Origin of the sequence: Oceanithermus profundus DSM 14977, assembly GCF_000183745.1 — a bacterium.
In the GTDB taxonomy this organism is placed as follows: Bacteria; Deinococcota; Deinococci; order Deinococcales; family Marinithermaceae; genus Oceanithermus; species Oceanithermus profundus.
Window position 1 is genome coordinate 2,193,616 of the sequence record NC_014761.1, and the last position, 22,172, is coordinate 2,215,787.

A 22,172-nucleotide genomic window follows, 5' to 3' on the forward strand; every position below is an offset into this window, starting at 1 on the left:
CGAAGGTTCAGCTTCCACATCGTGCAAAACCTGCCCCCCACTGTTCCGTCCGAGGTAACGTTGTTGTTCAGGAAAGTTGATTGTATCCCCGGCCAAGGGAGCGTAGCGACCGCGAGCCGGGGCATGCCCTGAACTTGATTCAGGGCCCATGCCGCGTCAATAATCCACGGTGAGTCTGCGACGTCGTCGTCCGACCGGACTTGTAAACGAACGGCCCGAGTTACTGCAACCAAATTTTGGCTTCGTACCCAGCATGGACCCCGGATCTCGGCGGCAAGATGCCGCCTCGTCCGGGGATACGGAATTGGGGGAACAACCCCCTTCCGGCCTGTGGCTGCCTCTCCCGAAGGGAAAGCAGGGCGACGCGCGTGGTGCGCAGTGCGTGGTACGTGGTTCGTGGTGAAAAAGAAGCCTGTGGCCGGTGGCCTGTAGCTTGTGGTTTGATTTTATCGCGCGGCAAGGCCCTCAGCCAGGTTACGGCGCACTAAGAAGCCCTCCCCCTGGGGAGGGTCGGGGAGGGGGTTGTCGGGGATGCACGGCCCGGGCGGACCGTTGGGTACACCGAACCGGCCACCCTAGGGCTTCCAGCCGTAGGGGGCGGGCTCGATGCGGCCGTCCGGGTGCACCGTCAGGCGCAGGAACTTGGAGAGCGTGACCGTGGCCGGGTAGGGCTTGGCGTGCTTCCTGGCGTCCGCCAGGGCCAGGTCCAGGTTGTTGTGCAGGTCGAGGAGGACGAGGTCCATCTTCCAGCCCTGCAGCCCCGCCGGCAGCTCGGGGCGCGAGAAGCAGCCGGGGTGCACCTCGGCGCAGAGCGGCAGGAGCCGCAGGCCCTTCTCGGTGCGCACCAGCTCGAAAGCGCCCAGCTTGACGCGCAGGCCGATCTTCAGCGAGCGCCGCCAGCTCGCGAGCGCCGCCTCCCAGTAGGCCCGCGCCTCCTTGGTGCGCGGGGCCACGGTGTACCGCCAGGCGCCGGGGGTGCTGGCCGAGCGCGAGACCGTCTGGGTGAGGCGGAAGAAGTCGTGCGTGGTCACCGGCTCCGCCCCGGCCCAGCCCGCCCAGACCAGCAAGGCTCCCAAGACGAGCGCGGGGGTGCGCATGCCTTGATTGTACCCGTTCCGGTTCCCCCGGCGCCCGGATTCTAACCGATCTCGACCCGCGACTCGTCCCCCAGCACCAGCCGGTGGGCGCGCGGCAGGCCCTGGCGCGAGGTCACGCGCGCCCCCACGCCGATCACGCACTCCTGCAGGCGCGTGGGCACGTTCTCGATCACCGCGCGATCGGCGACGATGGAGTACTCCACCTCGGAGCCGCGCACCTCCGCCCCCGGCCCCACCGCCGTGAACGGCCCCACGAAGGCGTCCTCCACCCGGCTGCCGGCGGCGATCAGGGCGGGGCCCATGACCGTGGAGCGCAGCACCGTCGCCCCTTCTTCGATGACCACGCGGCCGATGAGGCGGCTCTCCTCAACCCGGCCTTCGTTTTTCGGTTCAATGCCCGCGAGCAGCAGGCGGTTGGCGTCCAGCAGGTCCTCGGCGCGGCCGGTGTCCTTCCACCAGCCCTCGATGGGCAACCCCTGGACCTCGTGGCCGCCGTCGATGAGGCGCTGGATGGCGTCGGTGATCTCGTACTCGCCGCGGGCGGAGGGCTCGAGCCCCTCGATCAGGCCGTGGATGCGGGCGTCGAAGACGTAGACGCCGGCCACCGCCAGGTCCGAGGGCGGGCGCTCGGGCTTCTCGACGAGGCGCAGGATGCGCCGCCCCGCCACCTCGGCGACGCCGAACTGGCGCGGGTCCTCTACCCGCGCCAGCGCCACCACCGCCGCAGGGCCGCCCTGGGCGTGGGCGCGCACGAAGGGGGCGATGCCGCGCTCGAAGAGGTTGTCCCCCAGGTAGAGGACGAAGGGGTCGTCCTCCAGCCACTCCCGGGCGACGCTGACCGCGTGGGCCAGCCCCTGGGGCCGCTCCTGGAGGATGTAGGCGACCTCGACCCCGGTCATGCCGTTCAGCGCGGCCCGCACGTCGTCGTGGGTGTCGGGGGAGACGACGACGCCGATCTCGTGCACCCCTGCGCCCTTCAGGTTCTCGAGGGCGTAGTGGATGATGGGCCGGCCCGCCACCCGGATCACCGGCTTGGGGCGGGTGTGGGTGAGGGGGCGCAGCCGCGTGCCCCGGCCTGCGGCGAGGATGAGGCCTTTCATGAGGCCAAGATACAACGGCAGCGGGTTAGAAATCGTTTTCCTTGAACCACTCCACGGTGCGCCGGATGCCCTGGTCGAAGGGGGTCGCCGGCTCCCAGCCCAAAGCGCGCAGGCGCGCGGGCTCGAGCACGCTGCGCTCCAGGTCGCCGGGGCGCACCTCCGCCCACTCGACCTCGGGCTCGGCCTCCAGCGCCCGGGCCACGGCGCTCAGCACCTCGCGGGTGGAACGCCCCGCGCCCGCGGCCACGTTGTAGACCCCCTCCAGGCCCTGCTCGAGCGCCAGCAGGTTCGCCGCCACCACGTCCCCGACGTAGACGTAGTCGCGCACGCCGCCGTCGTCGCCCTTCTCCCTGCGCGCGTAGACCCGCACGGGCTCCCCGGCGAGCAGGCGCCGGGCGAAGATGGCCACCACGCCGGCCTCGCCGTGGGGGTCCTGGCGCGGTCCGTAGACGTTGCCGTAGCGCAGTGCGGCGTAGCGCAGGCCGAACTGGGCGCGGTAGACCTCCAGGTAGTGCTCGAACGCCGCCTTGGCGGCCGCGTAGGGGCTGGCGGGGCGGGCGGGCCACGACTCGTCCGCGCGCTTTCCCTCGGGCACCTCGCCGTAGATGGCGCCGCCGGTGGAAGCGAAGACGACGTGCCGCACGCCGACCCGGCGGGCGGCCTCGAGCACGTTCAGGCCGCCCAGCACGTTCACGCTCGCGTCGAACAAAGGGTCCTTCACCGAGGCGGCCACCGAGATCTGCGCCGCCTGGTGGCTGACGTGGGTGGGGGCGAAGTCCGCGAAGGCCGCCTGCACCCCCGGCAGGTCGCGCACGTCCACCTCGTAGACCCGCACCCCCTCCGGCAGGTTCTCCCGCCTACCCGAGGAGAAGTCGTCCAGCACCGCCACCTCCGCGCCCTTTTCCCGCAGGGCGTCCACGATGTGGCTGCCGATGAAGCCCGCACCGCCGGTGACCATGACTTTCATATCGGAAAGGCTACCAGTCGGCATCAGTATGCGCCCCTGCTAAACAAAACGACCCAAACGGTTCTGGCAAGGATATAGAGGTCCAGCCAAACCGACCAGTTACGTACGTAGTAGGCGTCGATTTCCAGGCGCTGAGGAAAGGGGATTTCGCTGCGCCCACTCACCTGCCAGAGCCCGGTGATGCCTGGTAAAACCTTGAGGATGATTCGCTCCGATCCGTTCATTTTGGGCAGTTCACGGGGGAGATAGGCCCGCGGGCCCACGAGGCTCATTTCGCCCCTCAGGACATTCCAAAGCTGCGGCAGCTCGTCCAGGCTCAGCTTGCGCAGAATCCTGCCTATGCGCGTGACTCTTGGATCATCACGAAGCTTGTGGTATATCTCGTACTCCTCTTTGAGGTGGGGGTTTTCTTCAAGAAGCCTGGCCAAGCGAGTCTCGCCATCACCGTACATTGATCGGAACTTCACGGCTTTGAAAACCCGGCCGTCTTTCCCTAGGCGGTCCTGAAAGTAAAATACGGGCCCCCGGGAATCGAGCTTGATCAGGATCGCGATAAGTACAATCAGGGGGAGAACAAGAAGGCCGCCAACCAATGTTAAGACAAGATCAACCATGCGCTTGGTAAGCCTTGGGCCAGTAAGCAAAAGCCGCTGTCGGATCTCCAGGCCCAGCACGCCCCCCAAATCTTGCGCCGAAACCCACAGGCTTGAAAAGCCAAAAAGATCTGGAATAAGAACCAGATGGGGGAAGACGCCCGCATAGCCTTCGAGGATGTTTAGCAGCTTCTTTCGCTCGACACCGGGCATGGCCACGATGGCGTGACGCACCTTGAGCTCCCGAGCAAGAAGCGGGGCCAAGTCCACGCCACCAAGCACTGGAACGTCGTCGATGGCCGAACGCTTACCGGGATCATCGTCCAAAGCCGCGATTGGCTTGAGCCCCAAACCAGGGTTGCGGTTCAGAGCCCTGACGACCATTTTTCCCGTATCGCCAGCCCCTAGCACCACAACGGGCTTTCCCCACCATGAACGCCGAGCAAACAGATTACGAACGAGGGCGCGGCTGAGCGGCACGAACAAAATCGTTAACGCCCAAGCGCCCAAGAAGACGGCGCGGGAGTAAGCCTCGCCCTCTTTGAACAAAAACGTGCCTACACCAAGCACCAAATACACCAACGTACTCGCCAGCGTCAGGCGCCTAAGCTCTTCCGCGGGCGCCTGCCCTATGCCGGGGTACAATCCCACGATCGTATAAACCATGACGAAGAGCCACACTACCGGCCATAGTGGAAGATAAAGCGCGATATCCAGGCCACCAAGGCTGCCCCGCGCGAGAACCGCAGCGGCTATGGACAACGCGATGGCCAACACATCCGCCGTCATGTATACGGCGGTAACGGCGCCTGGTGTCACCGCGGCTCGCTTTGCCAGCCTCAGATAGTTAATTCCCTCGAGTTCCTGCGCTAACCGTTTCATTTGACCCCGGCGGACGTAACGTGCCTTTGTCCATTCTAGACCGAGCGGCCAGTAGGACCGCGACGAAAACGAGCGACAGCACGTAGAGCGTAAAGAGATCCAGATCCCATACATCGGTTAATCCGTTCACGAATACGGCGATCATTGACCAGCCCAGGTATGAACGCGCCTCCCGAGACGTGACCCGCTGGATCCGAGCCCAAATTGCCATCATCCACGTCACCCATACCGCCATTCCCACGAGGCCGTAGCGAAACAATATGGAAAGGTACTGGCTGTGGGATCCAAGCGGGTAGCCAATGCCCGCAACGTCCAGCTCGGCGCCCCATCCGAAAACAGGTCTCTCGAGAAAGTGGAGCCACGTTTGCGCATAGATCAGATAGCGGGTAACGACCGACCCCTCGCCCCGTGCGTACAACAAGCCGCCTGCGTACTCCGGACCGGTCAGGGCCACTACGGTTATGAGGGTTCCGAGCGCCACGGTAAGCACCAGGCGTAACCTTGGCCAACGTACGAGACCGAACCATACGGCACCTAACGACAATCCCAGCATGGACATGCGGCCCGTCGTGAGCAAAAGCGCTACCGCACCGCCAATAAAAGCCGCTAAAGCCATTCTTTGCCACATCCTGCCGAAACCAAGTTTGCCCGAACGGGCTACCCAGAGTAATAGCGGCAGGGCTGCGGCTAGCGCCATCGAATAAGTCGTAGCAAATAGGTTCATGGCGGTGTGGCGCAGGTAGGGGACGCCCATGAACCAATCGACACGCCCTGCAGAAGGAGAAAAGACAGCCTGCCCCAAGGCGGTGGCCTGTATCCAGGGTGGTACGAAACCGATGAACGGTGTGTCGAACCGCAATATCCTACCGTCCAGCGACCAAATAAGCTGGGTTACCGTTGAAACGAGTACCGATGCGAGTACTACGACGATCAAACTCTTGAGAACAACGGCCATCAGGCGGCGAGGGTTTGGGTAGCCGGAAGCGTATAGGAACAACAGCAGCATGGTGAGGTAGCCCCAGAACGATTTTGCAAACGTGACGTAACGATAGTTTTCTTGTATGGAGCCTACCGCTATGATTTGCACCATCAAAAAAACTAGCAGAGCCTTTGCCTCGAGAGAAAATCGGACCTTGCCCCCTCGTGCAAAGTGCAAGAGAAGCACCAACACGATCAGAGGAAACCAAACGAACTGAATCCATCCGAGCAACCACCAAAGCGGGGCAAGGAGCCCAGCCAGCCATAGCAGCGAAGAAACGTGCGTTCGCACGCTCAGCCTCCCCGCCTACGCGAACGCAGATCACGAAGGAAAATAGGAAGCATCAGCCACGGCTCGACTAGATACCTTCGCGCAAGACGCCTTGGCTCGGTCAACAGCCTGAAGGCCCATTCAAGCCCCATGCCCGATAGCCATCGGGGCGGGGTGGGTTTTTCACCGGCAAAGTAGTCGAATGCTGCTCCACAATTCATGATCACGTGCGCCTGGAGTCTACCGAGGTTGTCAACGATCCATTCCTCTTGGCGAGGCATGCCCATACCTACGAACAGCAGGTCGGGCCCGAACGCTCGAATATCTGCGATCACATCGGAGTCGTTGTCGAAGTAACCGTCATGGGTTCGAATGATCAAATCCGGAAAGCGCCCTCTGAACCCGTCAGCTGCACGCTCCGCCACACCGGGCTTTCCACCTAAGTAGTAAACCCGCCAACCTTTTGTTGCCGCAAGCGACAGGAGCGGGGGCACGAAATCGATGTACGCGAGACGGTGTTCTAGCTTCAAGGGTAAACCGCGCAGTCGCCCCCAGTACACGATCGGCATGCCGTCGATATGGACCAGTCCAGCACGGGCATAGAACTCGCGCATACGGGGACGCTTGTGATAAAGGTAGATGCTGTGCAGATTGTGGTTGGCTACGATGGCTTTTTCCGACCGCCGGATGACTTCGGAGACGTAATCAAAGAGTTCGTCCTGGGTGATGGCATCCACGTACACCCCTAGGAGATCGATCTTGCGTCGACTCGTGTCCACCTCAACCCCCAGGCGCTTCATTGTAGCTGATGCCCCCGGGTATCCCCTCGACAACGCGCACACCCACCCGCTCGAACACGGTCATTATCTCCTTCATTCTCGCAGGGGAAGTACCTGGAACGGCTTGTAAAACGTCCGGTTTGAACGCCAGCGCCTCAATACGATCCCCATACATCAGCCGGGCATGAACGAGGGCCGAGCTGCCAAAGGAAACGAGGTGCGAAACGGGCTGCGAACGTAACCATAGTTCTACCGGGCATGGGCTTTCTACGATTTCAAAACCCAGGCTACGAGCAAGTTTCCAGCCCCAGGGTGCTTCGTGGTGGTGTGGCTTGTACAGCCTGCGCCCCGCAAAGTGCTCGCGGGCGAACAGCAGGAGTGAACCCAGCTCGTGTTCGGCCCGCTCGTTCGGCAAGAAGCGGTCGAGGTCTTGGCCCAGGACCAGTACGCCCGGCTCAACCGGGGAAAGCTCCGCAGTGCGAGACAGGGCGACGGCGCGGTCACGAAAGGGAGCCGGCAGCAGCTGCGGCGCATAAGTGTAGATCCTCTCAGCAAAGCGAGAGCCTGTCAGGTCTGAGCCAACAGCGATGAATGGAGCACCAACCAGCCGCGTCAGCACCCACTTTCCGGCTTGGTAAATGACGCGCTTCGTAGTCCAACGCGTGGGTACGAGGTTGGCCAGCCCTTCGGGATAGACGTGCAGCTGGAATCCTGGATAACGCCGCAGATGTGCATAAGAAGCGTTACTCAATGGATGCTCGAGGTTCGCTACTAGAAGCGTGGGTTCACGCTTGTAGCGGCCCTTTAAGAGGCTGCGGACTACGCGGTGCGCGTCCTGGAAGCGCTTTAGAAGATCTCGTGCGGCCAGTGGGGGTTCGAGATGCACAAGCTCGTCCCATATGCCGACATTAAGTCCGCACTCGGCGCTCATGACATCAGTGAGGAGGACTTTTTCATGGTCCGCGTAGTTGGGGCGGGCAGCTAGCTCGTGTACTACGAAAAGCTGGAAGGGGGTTTGCGCGACGAAGAGTGCGAGCGACTTGGCGCGACTCAAAAGGCGCTCCCTGTGTCGTTGACGGCACGGTTACTCACTCGATCAAGTCCCACCCGAGCGGGGTTCCGGCTTCAATGTCCACCTTGGCCCTTCGGCCCAGGATCTCCTCGTAGTGGCGGGGGTGCAGGCCATGAGCAGGTCGAATACTACGAACGTTTTCGGGGGTTAGCGGCTCACCCGCCCGTACATCTTTCACGACGAACAACGAGCGACGGAACACCCGGCTGGCCCGTTCTTTTGGGGTGGGTCCGTAGCGAACACCCCCCAGGGCCCTTTCCGCAATACGTACGGCCTGGACCAATTCCTTGAATTCTTGGGGCTCGAGCGAGAACGCGCTGTCCGGGCCGGGCACGGAGCGCGACAGGGTAAGGTGCTTTTCGATCAGTGCGGCGCCCATGGCCACGGCGGCCACAGGAACCGCGATGCCCAGGGTGTGGTCCGACAGGCCCACAGGGACACCGAACATCTCGGCCATATGCGGAATGGTGCGCAGGTCCATCTCGTCAGGCGGTGCCGGATAGGCGCTGTTGGTGCGCAGAAGTGCGATCTGTTCCGCCCCGGCCTCGCGGGCCGCAGAAACCGCTTCTTCGATCTCCGAGACCGTGGCCATCCCCGTGGAAAGAATGAGCGGCTTGCCGGTACGGGCAACCCTGCGGATGAGCGGCAGATCGATGAGCTCGAACGAGGCGATCTTGTAGGCAGGAACTTCCAACTCCTCTAGAAAGTCCACCGCGGTGAAATCGAATGGGGTCGAGAAAAAGTGCAAACCCAAACGCTCTGCCTCTTCCTTGAGCCTTGGTTGCCACTCCCAGGGCATGTAAGCTTCTTTATACAAATCCCACAACACCTTGCCGTCCCACAAGGTCCCCCCAGCGATCCGGAACGGGCCGCGGTCGGATTTGAGCGTGATGGTGTCGGGCGTGTAGGTCTGAACCTTGACGGCGTCGGCCCCCGCATCTCTGGCGGCGTGCACGAGCTCGATTGCGGCGTCGAAATCGCGGTTGTGGTTTGCTGAAAGTTCAGCAATAACATAGGTGCGCTGTGCAACTATCTCCAAGTCAAGCTTACTCACACCAAGCACCCCACTTGTCTCTATCGGCGCAACTCGGGAAATAAGACAACAGCCTCACCCTCAAGAACGTGCTTTTTATCTTGGTTTACACATAGCGTCTCAAGAGTAACGATTGGCTTGTCATCTCTTATTGCAGTCACTCTAACGATAGCAGTAACACTATCTCCAATGTACACAGGGGACAAGAACTTCATGTTTTGACTGAGGTAGATACTGCCCGGTCCTGGTAGTTCCATACCAATAACCGCGGAAATTAGTGAAGCCGTCCATAAACCGTGCGCTATCCTCGAGCCGAATATGGTATCCTTTGCATAGGACTCGTCTAAGTGAACAGGGTTTAGATCTCCTGATATTCTGGCAAATGTCGCCACTACTTCCTCAGTAGCGACAGCTGTGCGAGAAGCAACGTCCCCAATCTTTAGCATGTTTACAGCATACCCCGCTTCCGCAACTTTTCTTGGATTTCGCGTTCTATTTCTCGCCACTCTTGCTCCAATATCGCGAGCCTCACTACATCGATATAATTATCGCCTTTGCGTATGTGCTCACGAAATACGCCTTCAATCTTGAACCCATATTTTATGTGCATGTTAATAACCGGCTGGTTGGTAGACAAAACTTCGCAGCTCAGTTTATGTAAATTAAGCTCCTCGAAAGCGTGCTTCAGAATGTAGTACTCGACGAATCCCCCAACACCTTTCCCTCTTACACCTGGATCAGCTAAATAAAATGCCCATTCTGCATGGCGGTGAGCCTCAGAAATTCCATACATGCTTGCGAGGCCAACTGGTACCTCAGAAAACAGGATTATCCACATTCGCCTAGATGGGTCACTTATTGCCCGCTGAAACCAAGCATCGTGCTCTTGCTTGGAAATATAGTGGTCAGAATACATATATTTTGAAACCTCTGGTTGGTTTCGCCACGCCCTAAGCAACTCGCTATCTTGTTGTTGTACCGGCCTTAAGCGAACCGTCATACGCTCCTCCACTTGTCCATAGCATCGATTACACGAAAGGCTCCTAGCCCGTCTACATATTTCCTCATTCGCAATGACATTGCTCTTCGTTGGTCTGTAGACTTCATAAGCGAAATTACACGATTCGACAGTTCATTGTAGGACAGGCCTCCGGCATATTCAAGAACCTCAAATATACTTTGTTGCTTGTATATTCTAGCAGCTTGCACTTGATTTTCTGCTATTGGCAAGATCACGCTTGGCAACCCCATGAACATCAATTCGAATGTAGTTGTACCCGATGCAGAAATACCAATGTCAGCCCACGATATCAGTTTTGGAAAGTCAGTGGTATTGCGAATAACTTGAGCGCGCAACTTTTCGACAATATTCTGTATTGATGCTTCATATTGATAGTTTGGCCCGAGCACTACGGCAATAGATGTCGGGAAGTCTAGTTCCAACATCGACTCTAGCGCCTTTTGTGTCATATTATGCGGATCGGAGCCTCCAAACGTAACCAGCACCCTTCTCGCTACTGGCTCGATTGCTCTAGACCATCCTCTCCAGCGCCAATATTCGCGCCTAAGTGGTGTATATTTGGGCCCTAGAAGCATTACACCGCTACGTATAGGTGTATACTTTATCTCACTAGCATAGATATTATAATTCAGCAATATAGAGGTACACTTATATCTTCTATCATTATGATCATCAATTACCACCACTTTTAGACCTGAATGCGATAATGTGCAAAAATACTCTTCCTGGAAATGGTAACCATCTACCATTATCCATTCAGCGCCAACATCTTTCGCGACTCCTAGCGTTGCATAGGCATCTTTATAACTAGCCGGTGGCGCGTCGATCGTAACCGCATCAATTCCTTCTAACTCCAACCGCCGAGTAATGCTGTCCGTTGTTTCGGCCAGCACAAAGGTGGCTGTGCCACCACGTGCCATCCAGGCTTGAGCAAACGCAAGAGAGCGCATTACATGACCTGTACCGCGCAAATGTGAAGCGTCAGCACGCAATACGAGCCTCATTGACCAATCTCCTTTTGATCAATATTCTGGTTTATTTTTATCATGTCTGGGTTCAGCAAAAATAATTGAAGTATCTCACCGATATCGAAATACGGATCATCAGGATATAGGGAGTCGTATACTGCGCGAGCTAGTAAATAGTCTTCTTTTTCATCAACAGTAAGACGTAAGGATTGTAAATCTACTGGAGATATTATATCCTTTATTGCGAATTGCTCTGGGTTCATCCAAATATACGGTGTCACATGTTCGCGCTCATATGGCCTAGCGGCTTCAATATGCGCCTTCTTAAGAACCGAAAACGAAAACACTTCGGTATCGGTACCTCTGGGGAAAGAGCGTATACGGGCATTGCTTGCATATTCGTATTTGGGGTATTCGCGTAAGAATACTCTGATTGTTCTTGAGGTTATCGCAGGCGATAACAGGGGACAATCTGCTGTGATACGTACTACGATGTCTGCGTTGTAGTTCTGTGCGGCAATATAGTAACGCTCGAGGACGTCCTGCTCGGACCCGCGAAAGACGGGGATACCGATCCCCTCCAAGTACTCCACCAGCGGCCGCTCCCGCTCGAGGGTCGAGGTGGCGACGATCACCTCGTCGATTTCCGGAACGCGCCCCAGCCGCTCCACCACGTGGTGGATCATCGGCCTTCCGGCCAGAGGCAGCATCACCTTTCCCGGCAGCCTGGTCGATCCCATCCTCGCCTGTACGATGGCCACCACCCGCGGCTTCGAATCGCTCATAGCACCTCGCGTACCGCCCGCCGAACGCGCTCGATGACCGAATCCACGTCGGCGTCGGACATCTTTGGAAAGATGGGCAACGAAACCGCGCGGGCGTAGTAGTCTTCCGCTCGCGGGAACTGTCCGCGCTTGAACCCTAGTTCCTGGTAAATCGGGTGCCAGTGGACCGGGATGTAGTGGACCTGCACACCCAAGCCCAGATCGCGCAATCGCTCGAAGAACGCCCGCCTCCGCTTTGGCTCGACAACGCGCACGACGAACAGATGCCACCCCGGTTTGACGTCGGGGCGTACTGCAGGGAGCTGCAGCTGTGGGAGGTCGCGCAGATTCTCGAAGTAGCGTTCGGCGATCGCGCGGCGACGGGCGATGAAGGCGTCGAGTTTGCGCAGCTGGCTAAGGCCCAACGCCGATTGTACGTCGGTGAGACGGTAGTTGTAACCCAGCTGCTGCACCTCGTAGTACCAGGGTCCCTCTGCCTGTTGCATGCGCGCGGGATCACGCACGATGCCATGGCTCCGGAAAGTGGCCGCCCGCTCGGCCAAGACGGGGTCATCGGTCAGGACTGCGCCCCCCTCGGCCGTGGTCACGGGCTTCACGGGGTGGAAGCTCAGCTCGGTCGCGTCGGCCAGTGTGCCCACCGGACGACCCTTGTAGTACGCACCTAGCGAGTGGGCCGCATCGGCGACCACGCGCAGGCCGTGCGTGCGCGCAACCCTCGTGATGGCGTCGTAATCGGCGGGATGCCCGGTGTAATCTACCGGGACGATCAGGCGAGTACGCTCGCCCACGGCCTGGGGCAGGGCTGCTGGATCCAGGTTCCCGGTGTCGGGCTCCACATCCACGAACCGAACCTGCGCGCCCAGATAGAGCGCCGCGTTAGCGGTAGCGGCGAAGGTGAGTGGAGTGGTGACGATCTCGTCACCCGGACGCAACCCGGCAGCGAAATACGCGGCGTGCAATGCTGAAGTGCCGGAGTTGAGCGCAACGGCGTGACGGGAGCCCGTGTAGCGCTCAAGCGCCTCCTCGAAGCGGCGCACCATTGGACCCGTGGTGAGGAAGTCGCTACGCAACACCTCGACCACGCTCTGGATGTCGTCTTCGTCGATCCACTGTCGTCCGTAGGGGACGAACTCAGACATCCTTGATCAGCTCCCAAAGCTGCTCCACGGTCAGCCACTCGGTGTTCGTATCGCTGACGTAGGAGAAGTCTTCGGGCACCGGCTGGCCGTCGCTGAGATTTTCCCTGGGCCACCAGTCCATCTCGGGTTGGATCACGTAGTGGGTGTTCATGTCCACGGTACGGCGGGCGTCGTGGACACTGATCAGTTCTTCGTGCAGCTTCTCTCCTGGCCGGATGCCCACTACTTCGAGCCGGGCGTTAGGTGCGATCGCTTTCGCGAGGTCCACGACGCGCATGCTAGGGATCTTGGGAACGAAGATCTCGCCGCCGTGCATGCGCGCGAGGCTGTCGATGACGAAGCGCACGCCTTGCTCCAGGGTGATCCAGAAACGGGTCATGCGCTTGTCGGTGATCGGCAGGACGCCCGTGTCCGCAAGCTGCTTGAAAAGCTGCACCACGCTGCCGCGGCTTCCCACCACGTTACCGTAGCGAACGACCGCGAAGCGGGTTTTCTTGCCCCCGGCATAGGCGTTGCCCGCCACGAAGAGCTTATCGCTCACGAGCTTAGTGGCGCCATACAGGTTGATGGGGCTCGAGGCCTTGTCCGTGCTCAGCGCCACTACGCGCTCGACCCCCCGATCGATGGCCGCCTCGATAATGTTCTGGGCGCCCATGATGTTGGTCTTGACCGCTTCGAAAGGGTTGTATTCGGCAGCGGGCACCTGCTTGAGCGCAGCCGCGTGAACGACGACGTCCACGCCGTCGAGGGCGCGGTGCAGCCGCGCCAGGTCGCGCACATCGCCAATGAAGAAACGCAGACGAGGCTCGTTGGGGTACTGCTGCTGGAACTGGTACTGCTTGAACTCATCGCGGCTGAAGACGATGACCTTCTTGACCTTGGTTTCGCTAAGAATCGTTTGGATAAACTTCTTTCCGAACGAGCCCGTTCCTCCGGTGACCAGTACCGTCTTCCCGTCCAAGTGGTTCACGCTGATTCCTCCATCTCGGTGCCGCTCAGGCGCCCTCTTGCCTTCGTATCATGACACAGGAACGTGATTCGTACATTTCGGAAAAGCACACAAACGCAGGCTCTGGACTGCTCCACTCGCCTTTCCCGCAGCCAATACCCGACCACGGGCAGGCAGCTCTAGCACCTGTTCGAGAAAGCACGCGCTCTTGGGCCCGCGGAAGGTCCCTAAGACGGCCACGAGTTCGAACTCTGATTCGTCCAGTAGTTTTCCCGGCGATAGTTTGCGATGCGGCGCTTCCATGGGTTCCAGCCTGGCTACGTCCAGCGCCTTCTCCAAATGCAGCTCCCGCCCCCGGCCGTAGTCGTAGAGCCGGTAGGTCAGGTCGGAGCGCTGGGAGACCTCGTAGACCAGAAGGCCCGGGCCCAGGGCATGGATCGTGCCCGGGGGCACGTAGATCACGTCGCCCTTCTGGACCGGCACGAAGTTGAGCAGCTCGAGGATCGAGCCGTCCAGCGCCGCGGCGCGCAGCTCCGCGCGGGTCACCGGCCGCTTCACGCCGTAGATCACCTGGGCGCCCGGCTCGGCCTCGAGCACCACCCAGGCCTCGGCCTTGCCCAGCCAGCCGCTTTCCGCCTCGTGGGCGCGGGCGTAGGCGTCGTCGGGGTGCACCTGCACGCTGAGCCACTGGGCGGTGTCCAGGAACTTGACCATCAGCGGCAGCCGGTAGCCGTGCCGCTCCACCACCGCCCGCCCCAGGAAGGCCTCGCCCAGCTCGGGCAGCACTTCGGCGAGCACCCGCCCGGCGTAGGGGCCCGAGGCGATGCGGTTTTCGCCTGCGACCATCCAGGCCTCGCCGATGGGCTCGTCGGTGGCGAGCCCGAACCACTCGGCCAGGCGCCGCCCGCCCCAGACGCGCGGCTTGAACTGGGGCTCGAGCTCGATGACGTCGGGGATCTTCGCGCTCACCCCTCCAGATTACTTCGGAACGCCGACGAGAACGGTGAGCCCTGCGTGTTGCATGCTGTTGCAATACGGGATTGCTTTCAAAAACCACCGGCGGTAGCATAAACGTTAGACACAACAAACGCGGCATTTGCCGGAAGGAGGGAGCCATGCTCAAAGGGTATGCGCATCGCTTGGCCAAGATCGACCTGACCGCGGGTACGGTCGCGTACGAGGCCCCGAAGGAAGAGGACCTGAAGAAGTACATCGGCGGGCGCGGACTCGGCGTCAAGTACGTCTTCGAGAACGGGCCGGGGGTGGACCCGCTCAGCCCCGACAACCTGCTCGCGGTGATGACCGGTCCGCTCACCGGCACCCAGGCCAAGATGAGCGGCCGCCTGGCGGTGGTGACCAAGAGCCCGCTCACGGGCACGGTGACCGACAGCCACATGGGCGGCTGGACCGCGGCCAAGCTCAAGTGGGCCGGCTTTGACGGCCTGCTCATCAAGGGCGCGGCCGAGAAGCCCGTCTACCTGCTGGTGCAGGACGGCCAGGTCGAGATCAAGGACGCCGCCGACCTCTGGGGCAAGACCACCCACGAAACCCACGAGATTCTGCGCAAGCGCCACGGCGAGGACGCCGACGTGATGGCCATCGGCCCCGCGGGCGAGAACCTGGTCAAGTTCGCCGCCTGGCTCAACAACGACGAGCGCGCCTCGGGCCGCGGCGGCACCGGCGCCGTGGGCGGCTCCAAGAAGCTCAAGGCGATCGTCGTCGTCCCCGGCGACAAGAGCGTCTTCCAGCCGGCCGACAAGGAGGCCTGGCACGAGGCCGACCAGCGGGCGCTGGCGACGATCATGGACGAGAACAACGTCACCGCACCGCGCAAGGGCGGGCTCAGCGTCTACGGCACCAACGTGCTGATGAACATCACCAACTCGATCGGGGCGCTGCCCACCTTCAACGCCCAGCACACCAGCTGGGAGCCCGCGGGCGAGGTCTCGGGCGAGGCCATCCGCGAGCACATCCTGGTCAAGGACAACACCTGCCACGCCTGCCCGGTGGCCTGCAAGAAGATGGTCGAGATCCACCTCAACGGCAAGCCGATCCGCTTCGAGTCCGTCGAGTACGAGTCGGCCTGGAGCCTGGGCCCCGACTCGGGTTCGGCCGACCGCACCTGGGTCAGCTACGCCATCTACCTGTGCAATGCCTTCGGGATGGACACCATCGAGGCGGGCAACGTGATCGCCGCCCTGATGGAGGCCACCGAGAAGGGCTACGTCTCCGAGCAGGAGGGCCTCAAGTTCGGCGACGTCCAGGGCGAGTGCCAGTTCCTGGAGATGATCGCCCACCGGCAGGGCCTGGGCGACAAGGCCGCCGAGGGCACGGCCAAGTTCATGAAGGCCCTCGGCCACCCTGAGCTGGCCATGGAGGTCAAGGGCCAGGCCATCCCCGCCTACGACCCCCGCGGCCTCAAGGGCATGGGCATCGCCTACGCCACCTCCAACCGCGGCGCCTGCCACCTGCGCGCCTACACCCCGGCCTCGGAGCTGCTGGGCGTCCCCTTCAAGACCGACCCCATCGAGTGGCGCGGCAAGGCGGAGCTGACCAAGACCTTCCAGGACCTCTCGGCCTTCACCGACTCGATGGACCTCTGCAAGTTCAGCCAGTTCGCCGAGGGGCCCGAGGAGTACGCCGACCAGTACACCGCCTACACCGGGATGAAGGTCACGCCCGACGACATCATGAAGATCGGCGAGCGCATCTACAACCTCGAGCGCTACTTCAACAACCAGGCGGGCTGGGCCGAGGGCTCGGACTACCTGCCCGAGCGCTTCCTCAAGGAGCCCTCCGACTCGGGCGGCTCCAAGGGCCAGGTCACCGAGCTGGACGAGATGCTGAGCGAGTACTACCAGCTGCGCGGCTGGAAGGACGGCGTGGTGCCCGAGGAGAAGCTGAAGGAGCTGGGGATCCTTTAGGGCGCGACCTGGACAGGCGGCCACCCCAATCGGGGTGGCCGCCTGTCGTGAGCGGGACCACCTACGCTAGCTGTGCGGCCTCACCACGTTGTTCACGCCACTCCGCCGCTACGGGTATCTTTCCTCGCCAGCCCGGCGAACGCCGGGTCAGGGCCGTTTCAAAAGCGGTGGCGAGGGCTCTGCGTCGGCGGCGCCTGCACACCGATCCCCCGTGACTCCAGGGCCGCGCCACCGGAGAGTACGCCGGTCTGGATTCCTGCCCGCGCGCGCCGTGTGCTCGCTTGGCTGGAATGACGAAACACCGGCCTGCAAACGCCTCCACCGTAGAGCGGACCCGCGGGTCCGCCCGAACCGTGACAAGAGGTGGGCAGGCATGTGGCTTGTGGGTTGCAGAAACGCTGGGACTAGCTTTTAGTTCACGATCAAACGTAGGGGAGGGTTTCAAACCCTCCCCTACGTTCCAGCGTTCGGCGACCGAGCCCCGGCTTCGCTTGCGGCGTGGACCCCGGATCTCGGCGGCGGAGCCGCCTCGTCCGGGGATTCGGCAGTGTGTTGGGAGGGGTGGGTCGGGAAAAAAGAGCGGGACGTGTCCCCGCCTCCTACACCCGCACCCTCATCCCGTCGTCCCTGACAAGGCGCGAAGCGCCGGGATCGGGGATCTTATTGTGGCTGCGGGTTACGAGTGAGTCTGTACGCTGACGTTGCCAATCGTGCTCCAGGCGAGCGGCTCCGCGAACGCACACCCAGCAAGATTCCGGCTCTCGCGGGCCACATGGCCCGCTCGTCCGGAATGACGGGTTTGTGTAGCGTACTTCTCGATTCCGAATCTGTCCCGGGCTTGATCCGGGACCCATGCCGCGCCATGAATCCACGGCCCGGTCACCGCAAAACTACGCCCCCTTCCCCTGGGAGAGCGCTGGGGGTTGTGGGCGTTGCATGAACCCGACGTCCACCGCCGTTTCTCGCCCAACTCACCACGTACCGTCCACTACGTACTACGTACCGCCCCTCCGGCGGCCCCGCCCTAAGCGAACGCCGCTTCGAAGAAGTCGGCGAGGCGGCGGTAGAGCAGCCGTCGGTTGGCCTTCTTCTCGATCCCGTGCCCCTCGTCTTCGAAGACCAGCACCTCGTAGGGCACCCCGGCGGCGTCGAGGGCGCGGCGCACCGCGGCCAGGTTCTCGGGGGTGACGTTGGGGTCGAGCGCGCCCTGGACGATCAGGAGCCGGCCGCGGATGCGGTTCACGTAGTGCACCGGCGAACGCTCGCGGTAGCGCTCGGGCACCTCTTCGGGGCTGCCGCCCAGCATCTCCTCCGAGTAGGGGCGCAGGTCGGGGCGGGTGCTGTAGTAGTCGACCACCAGGTCGGTCATGCCGCAGATGGGCGCGGCCGCGGCCACCAGCTCGGGCGGGGCGTGGGTGATCTGCCACCAGCTCGAGTAGCCGCCGTAGGAGGTGCCGGTCACCCCCACCTTGCCCGGCTCGGCCAGCCCCGCGGCCATCAGGGCCTCGATGCCGGTGCGGATGTCGTCCTGCTCGAGCCCGCCCCAGCCGGTCTCCTTGATCTTTTCTTGGAACGCCAGGCCGTAGCCGGTCGAACCGCGGTAGTTGGGCAGGAAGACGTGGAAGCCGCGCGCCAGGTAGTACTGCACCTCGGGGCTGACGCGCTCGCCGGCGTGGGCCGTGGGGCCGCCGTGGATCAGGACGACCGTGCCCTTGGGCCGGTGCGGGGTGCGGTAGACGAAGCCGTGGACCGGCAGGCCGTCCGTGGAGGTCCACGCGAACTCCTCCGCGGGCACCAGGCCCGCGAGCAGGCCCGCAGGCAGAAGCGCCTCCAGGCCGGTCAGGCTCTCGAAGCTCGCGGGGTCGGGGTCCGCGGGGTCCAGCCGCACCAGGTCGGCGGGGCGGGTGCTCGAGGCGTAGGCCCCCACCCAACCCCCGGCGTCCCGCCCCAGCAGCGTCAGGTCGCCGCGGGCGGGGCGCACTTCGCGCACCTCGCCGCTTTGGGGGTCCGCCAGCAAGGTGTACCCGCGGGCGGCGCGCACGGCCTGGGCGGCCAGGAAGGGGGCGCCGGGCAGGCGCAGCGGGTGCTCCAGGTGGGCGTCCTCGAGGAGCACGCCCCCGCCGCCCTCCAGGTCGCACCAGGCCCAGACCCGCGTCCCGTCGGCCTCGGCCACGTAGTTCACCCGCGCCCCCGCCCAGAGGCCGTGGACCTTGCGCTCCTCGCCCGCGCTCACGAGCGCCCGCTCGCCCAAGCCGTCCGAGCCCACGACCCAGAGCTCCTGGCCCGCGGGGTGGCGGGTGGCCCGGTCGTAGAGCACCCAGCGGCCGTCGGGGGAGAGCTGCGGCGCCCAGGTGCCCGGCCGCTCGGGGCGCGCCAGCGCGCGCAGCTCGCCGGTCTCCAGGTCGCGGCGCCAGATCCAGGTGGGCTCGAGCGGCGCGCCCCGCTCGAAGTCGTAGTTGGCCCCGAAGACGAGCCAGGGGCGCTCGGGGTGCAGTTCGCCGCCGCGCAGGAAGTAGGGCGGGTGCGCCTCGGTGAGCCTGCGGGGGGCGCCGTCCCAGGGGCGCGCCCAGAGGGCGGTGCGCTCGTCGCCGGGGTCGGTCTCGTAGAGCACGCCCGCGCCGCCCGGCAAAAAGCCCGCGAGGTAGCTCTTCTCGTCGCCCTCGCTCAGGCGCCGCACCGCGCCGTCCGGGGTGCGCGCCCAGACGTGGGGCACCGGGTCGCGCCCGAACCAGGTCCAGGCGAGCGCCCGCCCGGAGGGCTCGAGCCGGGCGCCGAACAGCTGCGGCAGGTCGAGCAGCTCGTCGAGCAAACGTTCGGGATCCGCCATGCCTCAGGTTACCCGACCGCGACCGGGGCGCTTTACTTTCGCCGCCCGCCGCGGGGGAAGCGAGGGTGCCCTGGAACACATTTTGGCCCTTTGTCGAAACGCAGGTAGCAGGGGCCTGGAACAGTAGCTATGGCCAAGTAAAGAAAAGCGTATTTCTTAGGTCTCCTGCGTAGCGAACCCGGAGCACAATAAAGGCGTAAGCGCTTCGTTTTGCACTGCGTCGCGTTCCAGATTTAGGAGGTTGGCCATGGGAAGCAAGCATCGCAAGGGTATGGAACGCAGGACCTTCCTCAAGAGCGTGCTGGGAGCCGGGGCCGCGGGTCTGGTGGCCCCGTCGCTGCTGGGTTCGCGGGCGTCGGCGCAGGCGGCCCCCGCCGCGAACGCCGCGGCCCGCTACGCCCGCGCCCTCGACTGGGCGGGGCCGCTCACCCCCAGCACCCGACTCACCGCCTCGCACTGGGGCGCCTTCCTGGCCCAGGTCGAGGACGGCAAGCTCGTGGGCGTCAAGCCGTTCGGCGGCGACCGCGCCCCGGTGCCGATGCTCCAGGCGCTGCCGGGGCGCGTCTACGCCCGCTCGCGCATCCAGTACCCCATGGTGCGCGAGGGCTTCCTCAAGAAGGGGGCCCGGAGCGACCGCGGCATGCGCGGCGCGGAGCGGTTCGTGCGGGTGAGCTGGGACGACGCCCTCGACCTCGTCGCCGGTGAGCTGGAGCGCGTCAAGGCGAGCTACGGCAACGCCAGCATCTTCGCCGGCAGCCTCGACTGGCACAGCGTCGGCAAGCTGCACAACGCCCCCACGCTGCTGCGGCGGATGCTGGGCCTCTTCGGGGGTTACACCGACAACACCGGCGACTTCAGCGTTCAGGCGGCGATGACGATCCTCCCCCACGTGACCGGCAACATCGAGGTCTACGACCAGCAGACGGCCTGGCCGACGATCATCGAGAACACCGACCTGATCGTGCTCTTCGGCGCCGACCTGATGAAGAACAACCAGATCGGCTGGACGCCGCCCGACCACTACGCCTACCCGGCGCTGGCGGCGGTGAAGGAGCGGGGGATCGAGGTGGTCTCGATCGACCCGCGCCTCACCGACACGGCCCGCTACCTCGACGCCGACTGGGTGGCGCTCCGGCCCAACACCGACGTGGCCCTGATGCTCGCCATCGCCCACACCCTCTACACCGAGAAGCTGCACGACGAGGCCTTCCTGAAGCGCTACACCGTCGGCTTCGACAAGTTCCTCGACTACCTGCTGGGCAAGCGCGACGGCCAGCCCAAGACGCCCGAGTGGGCGGCGAAGATCACCGAGGTGCCCGCGGCCACGATCCGCGACCTCGCCCGCCGCATGGCCCGCGGCCGCACCATGCTCATGGGCGGCTGGGCGATCCAGCGGCAGGACCACGGCGAGCAGGCGCCCTGGATGCTCGTCACCCTGGCGGCGATGCTGGGGCAGATCGGGCTGCCGGGCGGCGGCTTCGGCTTCAGCTACCACTACGCCAGCGGCGGCGCGCCCGCGGCCAACGCCCCGGTGCTCAGCGGCATCTCCGCCGGCGAGAACCCCGTCAAGACCGCGATCCCCTTCGCCCACGGCGTCAGCGACCTGCTGCTCAACCCCGGCAAGACGGTGGACTACAACGGCGAGAAGGTAACCTACCCCGACATCAAGCTGGTCTACTGGGCGGGCGGCAACCCCTTCAGCCACCAGATGGACAAGAACCGCCTGATCCGTGCCTGGCAGCGGCCCGAGGTGACGATCGTCCACGACATCTTCTGGACCTCGAGCGCCAAGTTCGCCGACATCGTGCTGCCCGTGACCACGACGCTCGAGCGCAACGACATCGACAACATGAGCGAGTACACCAACCAGTACATCCTCGCCATGCACAAGGCGGTGGACCCGCTCTTCGAGGCGCGCAGCGACTTCGAGATCTTCGCCGAGCTCGCAGATCGCCTCGGCTTCGGCGAGAAGTTCACCGAGGGCAAGGACGAGATGGGCTGGATCCGCTCGTTCTACGAGGAGACGCGCAAGCAGGCCAAGGCGATGAAGCTCACGATGCCCGACTTCGACACCTTCTGGGAGACGGGCTACGTGGCCTTCCCCGTGCCCGAGAGCGCCAAGCAGTACGTGCGCTACGGCGACTTCCGCAAGGACCCCGACCTCAACCCGCTCGGCACCCCCTCGGGCAAGATCGAGATCTACTCGCGCACGATCGAGAAGTTCGGCTACGACGACTGCCCGCCGCACCCGACCTGGCTCGAGCCCGCCGAGTGGCTGGGCAGCGCGGCGGCGAAGCGTTACCCGCTGCACCTCGTCTCGCCGCACCCCAAGTACCGGCTGCACTCCCAGCTCGACAACACCTGGATCCGCGACTGGTACGAGGTCCACGAGCGCGAACCCGTCTGGATCCACCCCGACGACGCCCGCGCCCGCGGGATCGCGCACGGCGACGTGGTGCGCATCTTCAACGACCGCGGCGCGCTCCTGGCCGGCGCCTACGTGACCGACCGCGTCCGCCGGGGCGTGATCGCGGTGCACGAGGGGGCCTGGTACGACCCCGACGAACCGGGCAAGCCCGGAGCGCTGTGCAAGCACGGAAACGTCAACACCGTGACGATGGACAAGGGAACCTCGAAGCTGGCCCAGGGGAACGTGGCCAACACCGTCCTGGTGGAGATCGAGAAGTACGCCGGCCCCGTCCCCCGGGTCACGGCCTTCGAACCCCCGGCCCAGGGCTGAACCCCCGGCCCCGGGCGGGATCCGCCCGGGGCCGCCCCAAGGAAAGG

General features: G+C 63.3%; 18 protein-coding genes. 2 read left to right on the forward strand and 16 right to left on the reverse strand.

The features are described from left to right. Positions 1 to 575: 575 nt before the first annotated feature. The 15 genes from OCEPR_RS10895 to OCEPR_RS10930 are packed head-to-tail and all read right to left on the reverse strand — an operon-like array spanning position 576 to position 14,603. Positions 576 to 1,097: a hypothetical protein gene (locus OCEPR_RS10895; RefSeq protein WP_013458778.1), complete on the reverse strand. Its 522-nt coding sequence runs from the start codon at positions 1,095 to 1,097 to the stop codon at positions 576 to 578. 41 nt (positions 1,098 to 1,138) lie between these two features. After that, complete coding sequence (locus tag OCEPR_RS10900; protein ID WP_013458779.1) at positions 1,139 to 2,197, reverse strand: glucose-1-phosphate thymidylyltransferase; 1,059 nt, start codon at positions 2,195 to 2,197, stop codon at positions 1,139 to 1,141. A gap of 25 nt (positions 2,198 to 2,222) precedes the next feature. Then, positions 2,223 to 3,164, reverse strand: a complete 942-nt coding sequence (locus OCEPR_RS10905; protein ID WP_013458780.1) for an NAD-dependent epimerase/dehydratase family protein — start codon at positions 3,162 to 3,164, stop codon at positions 2,223 to 2,225. Positions 3,165 to 3,187: 23 nt separating this feature from the next. After that, entirely contained in the window at positions 3,188 to 4,639 is a 1,452-nt protein-coding gene (wbaP, locus tag OCEPR_RS10910) for an undecaprenyl-phosphate galactose phosphotransferase WbaP (RefSeq protein WP_013458781.1), read from the reverse strand. Further along, the gene (locus tag OCEPR_RS12615; RefSeq protein WP_013458782.1) at positions 4,605 to 5,909 is read right to left on the reverse strand and encodes an O-antigen ligase family protein; all 1,305 of its coding nucleotides are present in this window, start codon (positions 5,907 to 5,909) and stop codon (positions 4,605 to 4,607) included. Before OCEPR_RS12615 ends, wbaP begins: the two co-directional genes overlap by 35 nt. A 2-nt stretch (positions 5,910 to 5,911) precedes the next feature. Next, a complete protein-coding gene (locus OCEPR_RS12620) occupies positions 5,912 to 6,625 on the reverse strand; it encodes a WecB/TagA/CpsF family glycosyltransferase (RefSeq protein WP_245544460.1) in 714 nt (237 codons plus the stop codon). 43 nt (positions 6,626 to 6,668) lie between these two features. Then, complete coding sequence (locus OCEPR_RS12895) at positions 6,669 to 7,721, reverse strand: polysialyltransferase family glycosyltransferase (RefSeq protein ID WP_013458784.1); 1,053 nt, start codon at positions 7,719 to 7,721, stop codon at positions 6,669 to 6,671. A gap of 34 nt (positions 7,722 to 7,755) precedes the next feature. Continuing rightward, positions 7,756 to 8,793: a pseudaminic acid synthase gene (pseI, locus tag OCEPR_RS10915; RefSeq protein ID WP_222829118.1), complete on the reverse strand. Its 1,038-nt coding sequence runs from the start codon at positions 8,791 to 8,793 to the stop codon at positions 7,756 to 7,758. Between the two features lie 20 nt (positions 8,794 to 8,813). Then, positions 8,814 to 9,218 carry a MaoC family dehydratase gene (locus OCEPR_RS12625; protein WP_083804332.1) on the reverse strand — a complete coding sequence of 135 codons (405 nt, stop codon included), beginning with the start codon at positions 9,216 to 9,218 and terminating at the stop codon, positions 8,814 to 8,816. A gap of 2 nt (positions 9,219 to 9,220) precedes the next feature. Further along, the gene (pseH, locus tag OCEPR_RS12630; protein WP_148229296.1) at positions 9,221 to 9,772 is read right to left on the reverse strand and encodes a UDP-4-amino-4,6-dideoxy-N-acetyl-beta-L-altrosamine N-acetyltransferase; all 552 of its coding nucleotides are present in this window, start codon (positions 9,770 to 9,772) and stop codon (positions 9,221 to 9,223) included. Next, the gene (gene pseG / locus OCEPR_RS12635; protein WP_083804337.1) at positions 9,769 to 10,797 is read right to left on the reverse strand and encodes a UDP-2,4-diacetamido-2,4,6-trideoxy-beta-L-altropyranose hydrolase; all 1,029 of its coding nucleotides are present in this window, start codon (positions 10,795 to 10,797) and stop codon (positions 9,769 to 9,771) included. The genes pseH and pseG overlap by 4 nt, the downstream gene beginning before the upstream one ends. After that, complete coding sequence (locus tag OCEPR_RS12640; protein WP_013458786.1) at positions 10,794 to 11,546, reverse strand: cytidylyltransferase domain-containing protein; 753 nt, start codon at positions 11,544 to 11,546, stop codon at positions 10,794 to 10,796. Before OCEPR_RS12640 ends, pseG begins: the two co-directional genes overlap by 4 nt. Next, a complete protein-coding gene (gene pseC / locus OCEPR_RS10920; RefSeq protein ID WP_013458787.1) occupies positions 11,543 to 12,685 on the reverse strand; it encodes a UDP-4-amino-4,6-dideoxy-N-acetyl-beta-L-altrosamine transaminase in 1,143 nt (380 codons plus the stop codon). The genes OCEPR_RS12640 and pseC overlap by 4 nt, the downstream gene beginning before the upstream one ends. Beyond that, positions 12,678 to 13,655, reverse strand: a complete 978-nt coding sequence (gene pseB, locus OCEPR_RS10925; RefSeq protein WP_013458788.1) for a UDP-N-acetylglucosamine 4,6-dehydratase (inverting) — start codon at positions 13,653 to 13,655, stop codon at positions 12,678 to 12,680. The genes pseC and pseB overlap by 8 nt, the downstream gene beginning before the upstream one ends. Before the next feature lie 48 nt (positions 13,656 to 13,703). Beyond that, entirely contained in the window at positions 13,704 to 14,603 is a 900-nt protein-coding gene (locus OCEPR_RS10930; protein WP_013458789.1) for a type I phosphomannose isomerase catalytic subunit, read from the reverse strand. A 146-nt stretch (positions 14,604 to 14,749) separates the two neighbouring features. Here OCEPR_RS10930 and OCEPR_RS10935 point away from each other — a divergent pair, with 146 nt between their 5' ends. Further along, positions 14,750 to 16,558 (forward strand): aldehyde ferredoxin oxidoreductase family protein, encoded by a 1,809-nt coding sequence (locus OCEPR_RS10935; protein ID WP_013458790.1) that lies wholly within the window; start codon positions 14,750 to 14,752, stop codon positions 16,556 to 16,558. A 1,024-nt stretch (positions 16,559 to 17,582) separates the two neighbouring features. Here OCEPR_RS10935 and OCEPR_RS12365 read toward each other — a convergent pair. After that, entirely contained in the window at positions 17,583 to 19,385 is a 1,803-nt protein-coding gene (locus OCEPR_RS12365) for a S9 family peptidase (RefSeq protein WP_013458791.1), read from the reverse strand. Between the two features lie 247 nt (positions 19,386 to 19,632). Here OCEPR_RS12365 and torA point away from each other — a divergent pair, with 247 nt between their 5' ends. Continuing rightward, positions 19,633 to 22,125, forward strand: a complete 2,493-nt coding sequence (gene torA, locus OCEPR_RS10945; RefSeq protein WP_013458792.1) for a trimethylamine-N-oxide reductase TorA — start codon at positions 19,633 to 19,635, stop codon at positions 22,123 to 22,125. The last annotated feature ends 47 nt before the right edge of the window (positions 22,126 to 22,172 follow it).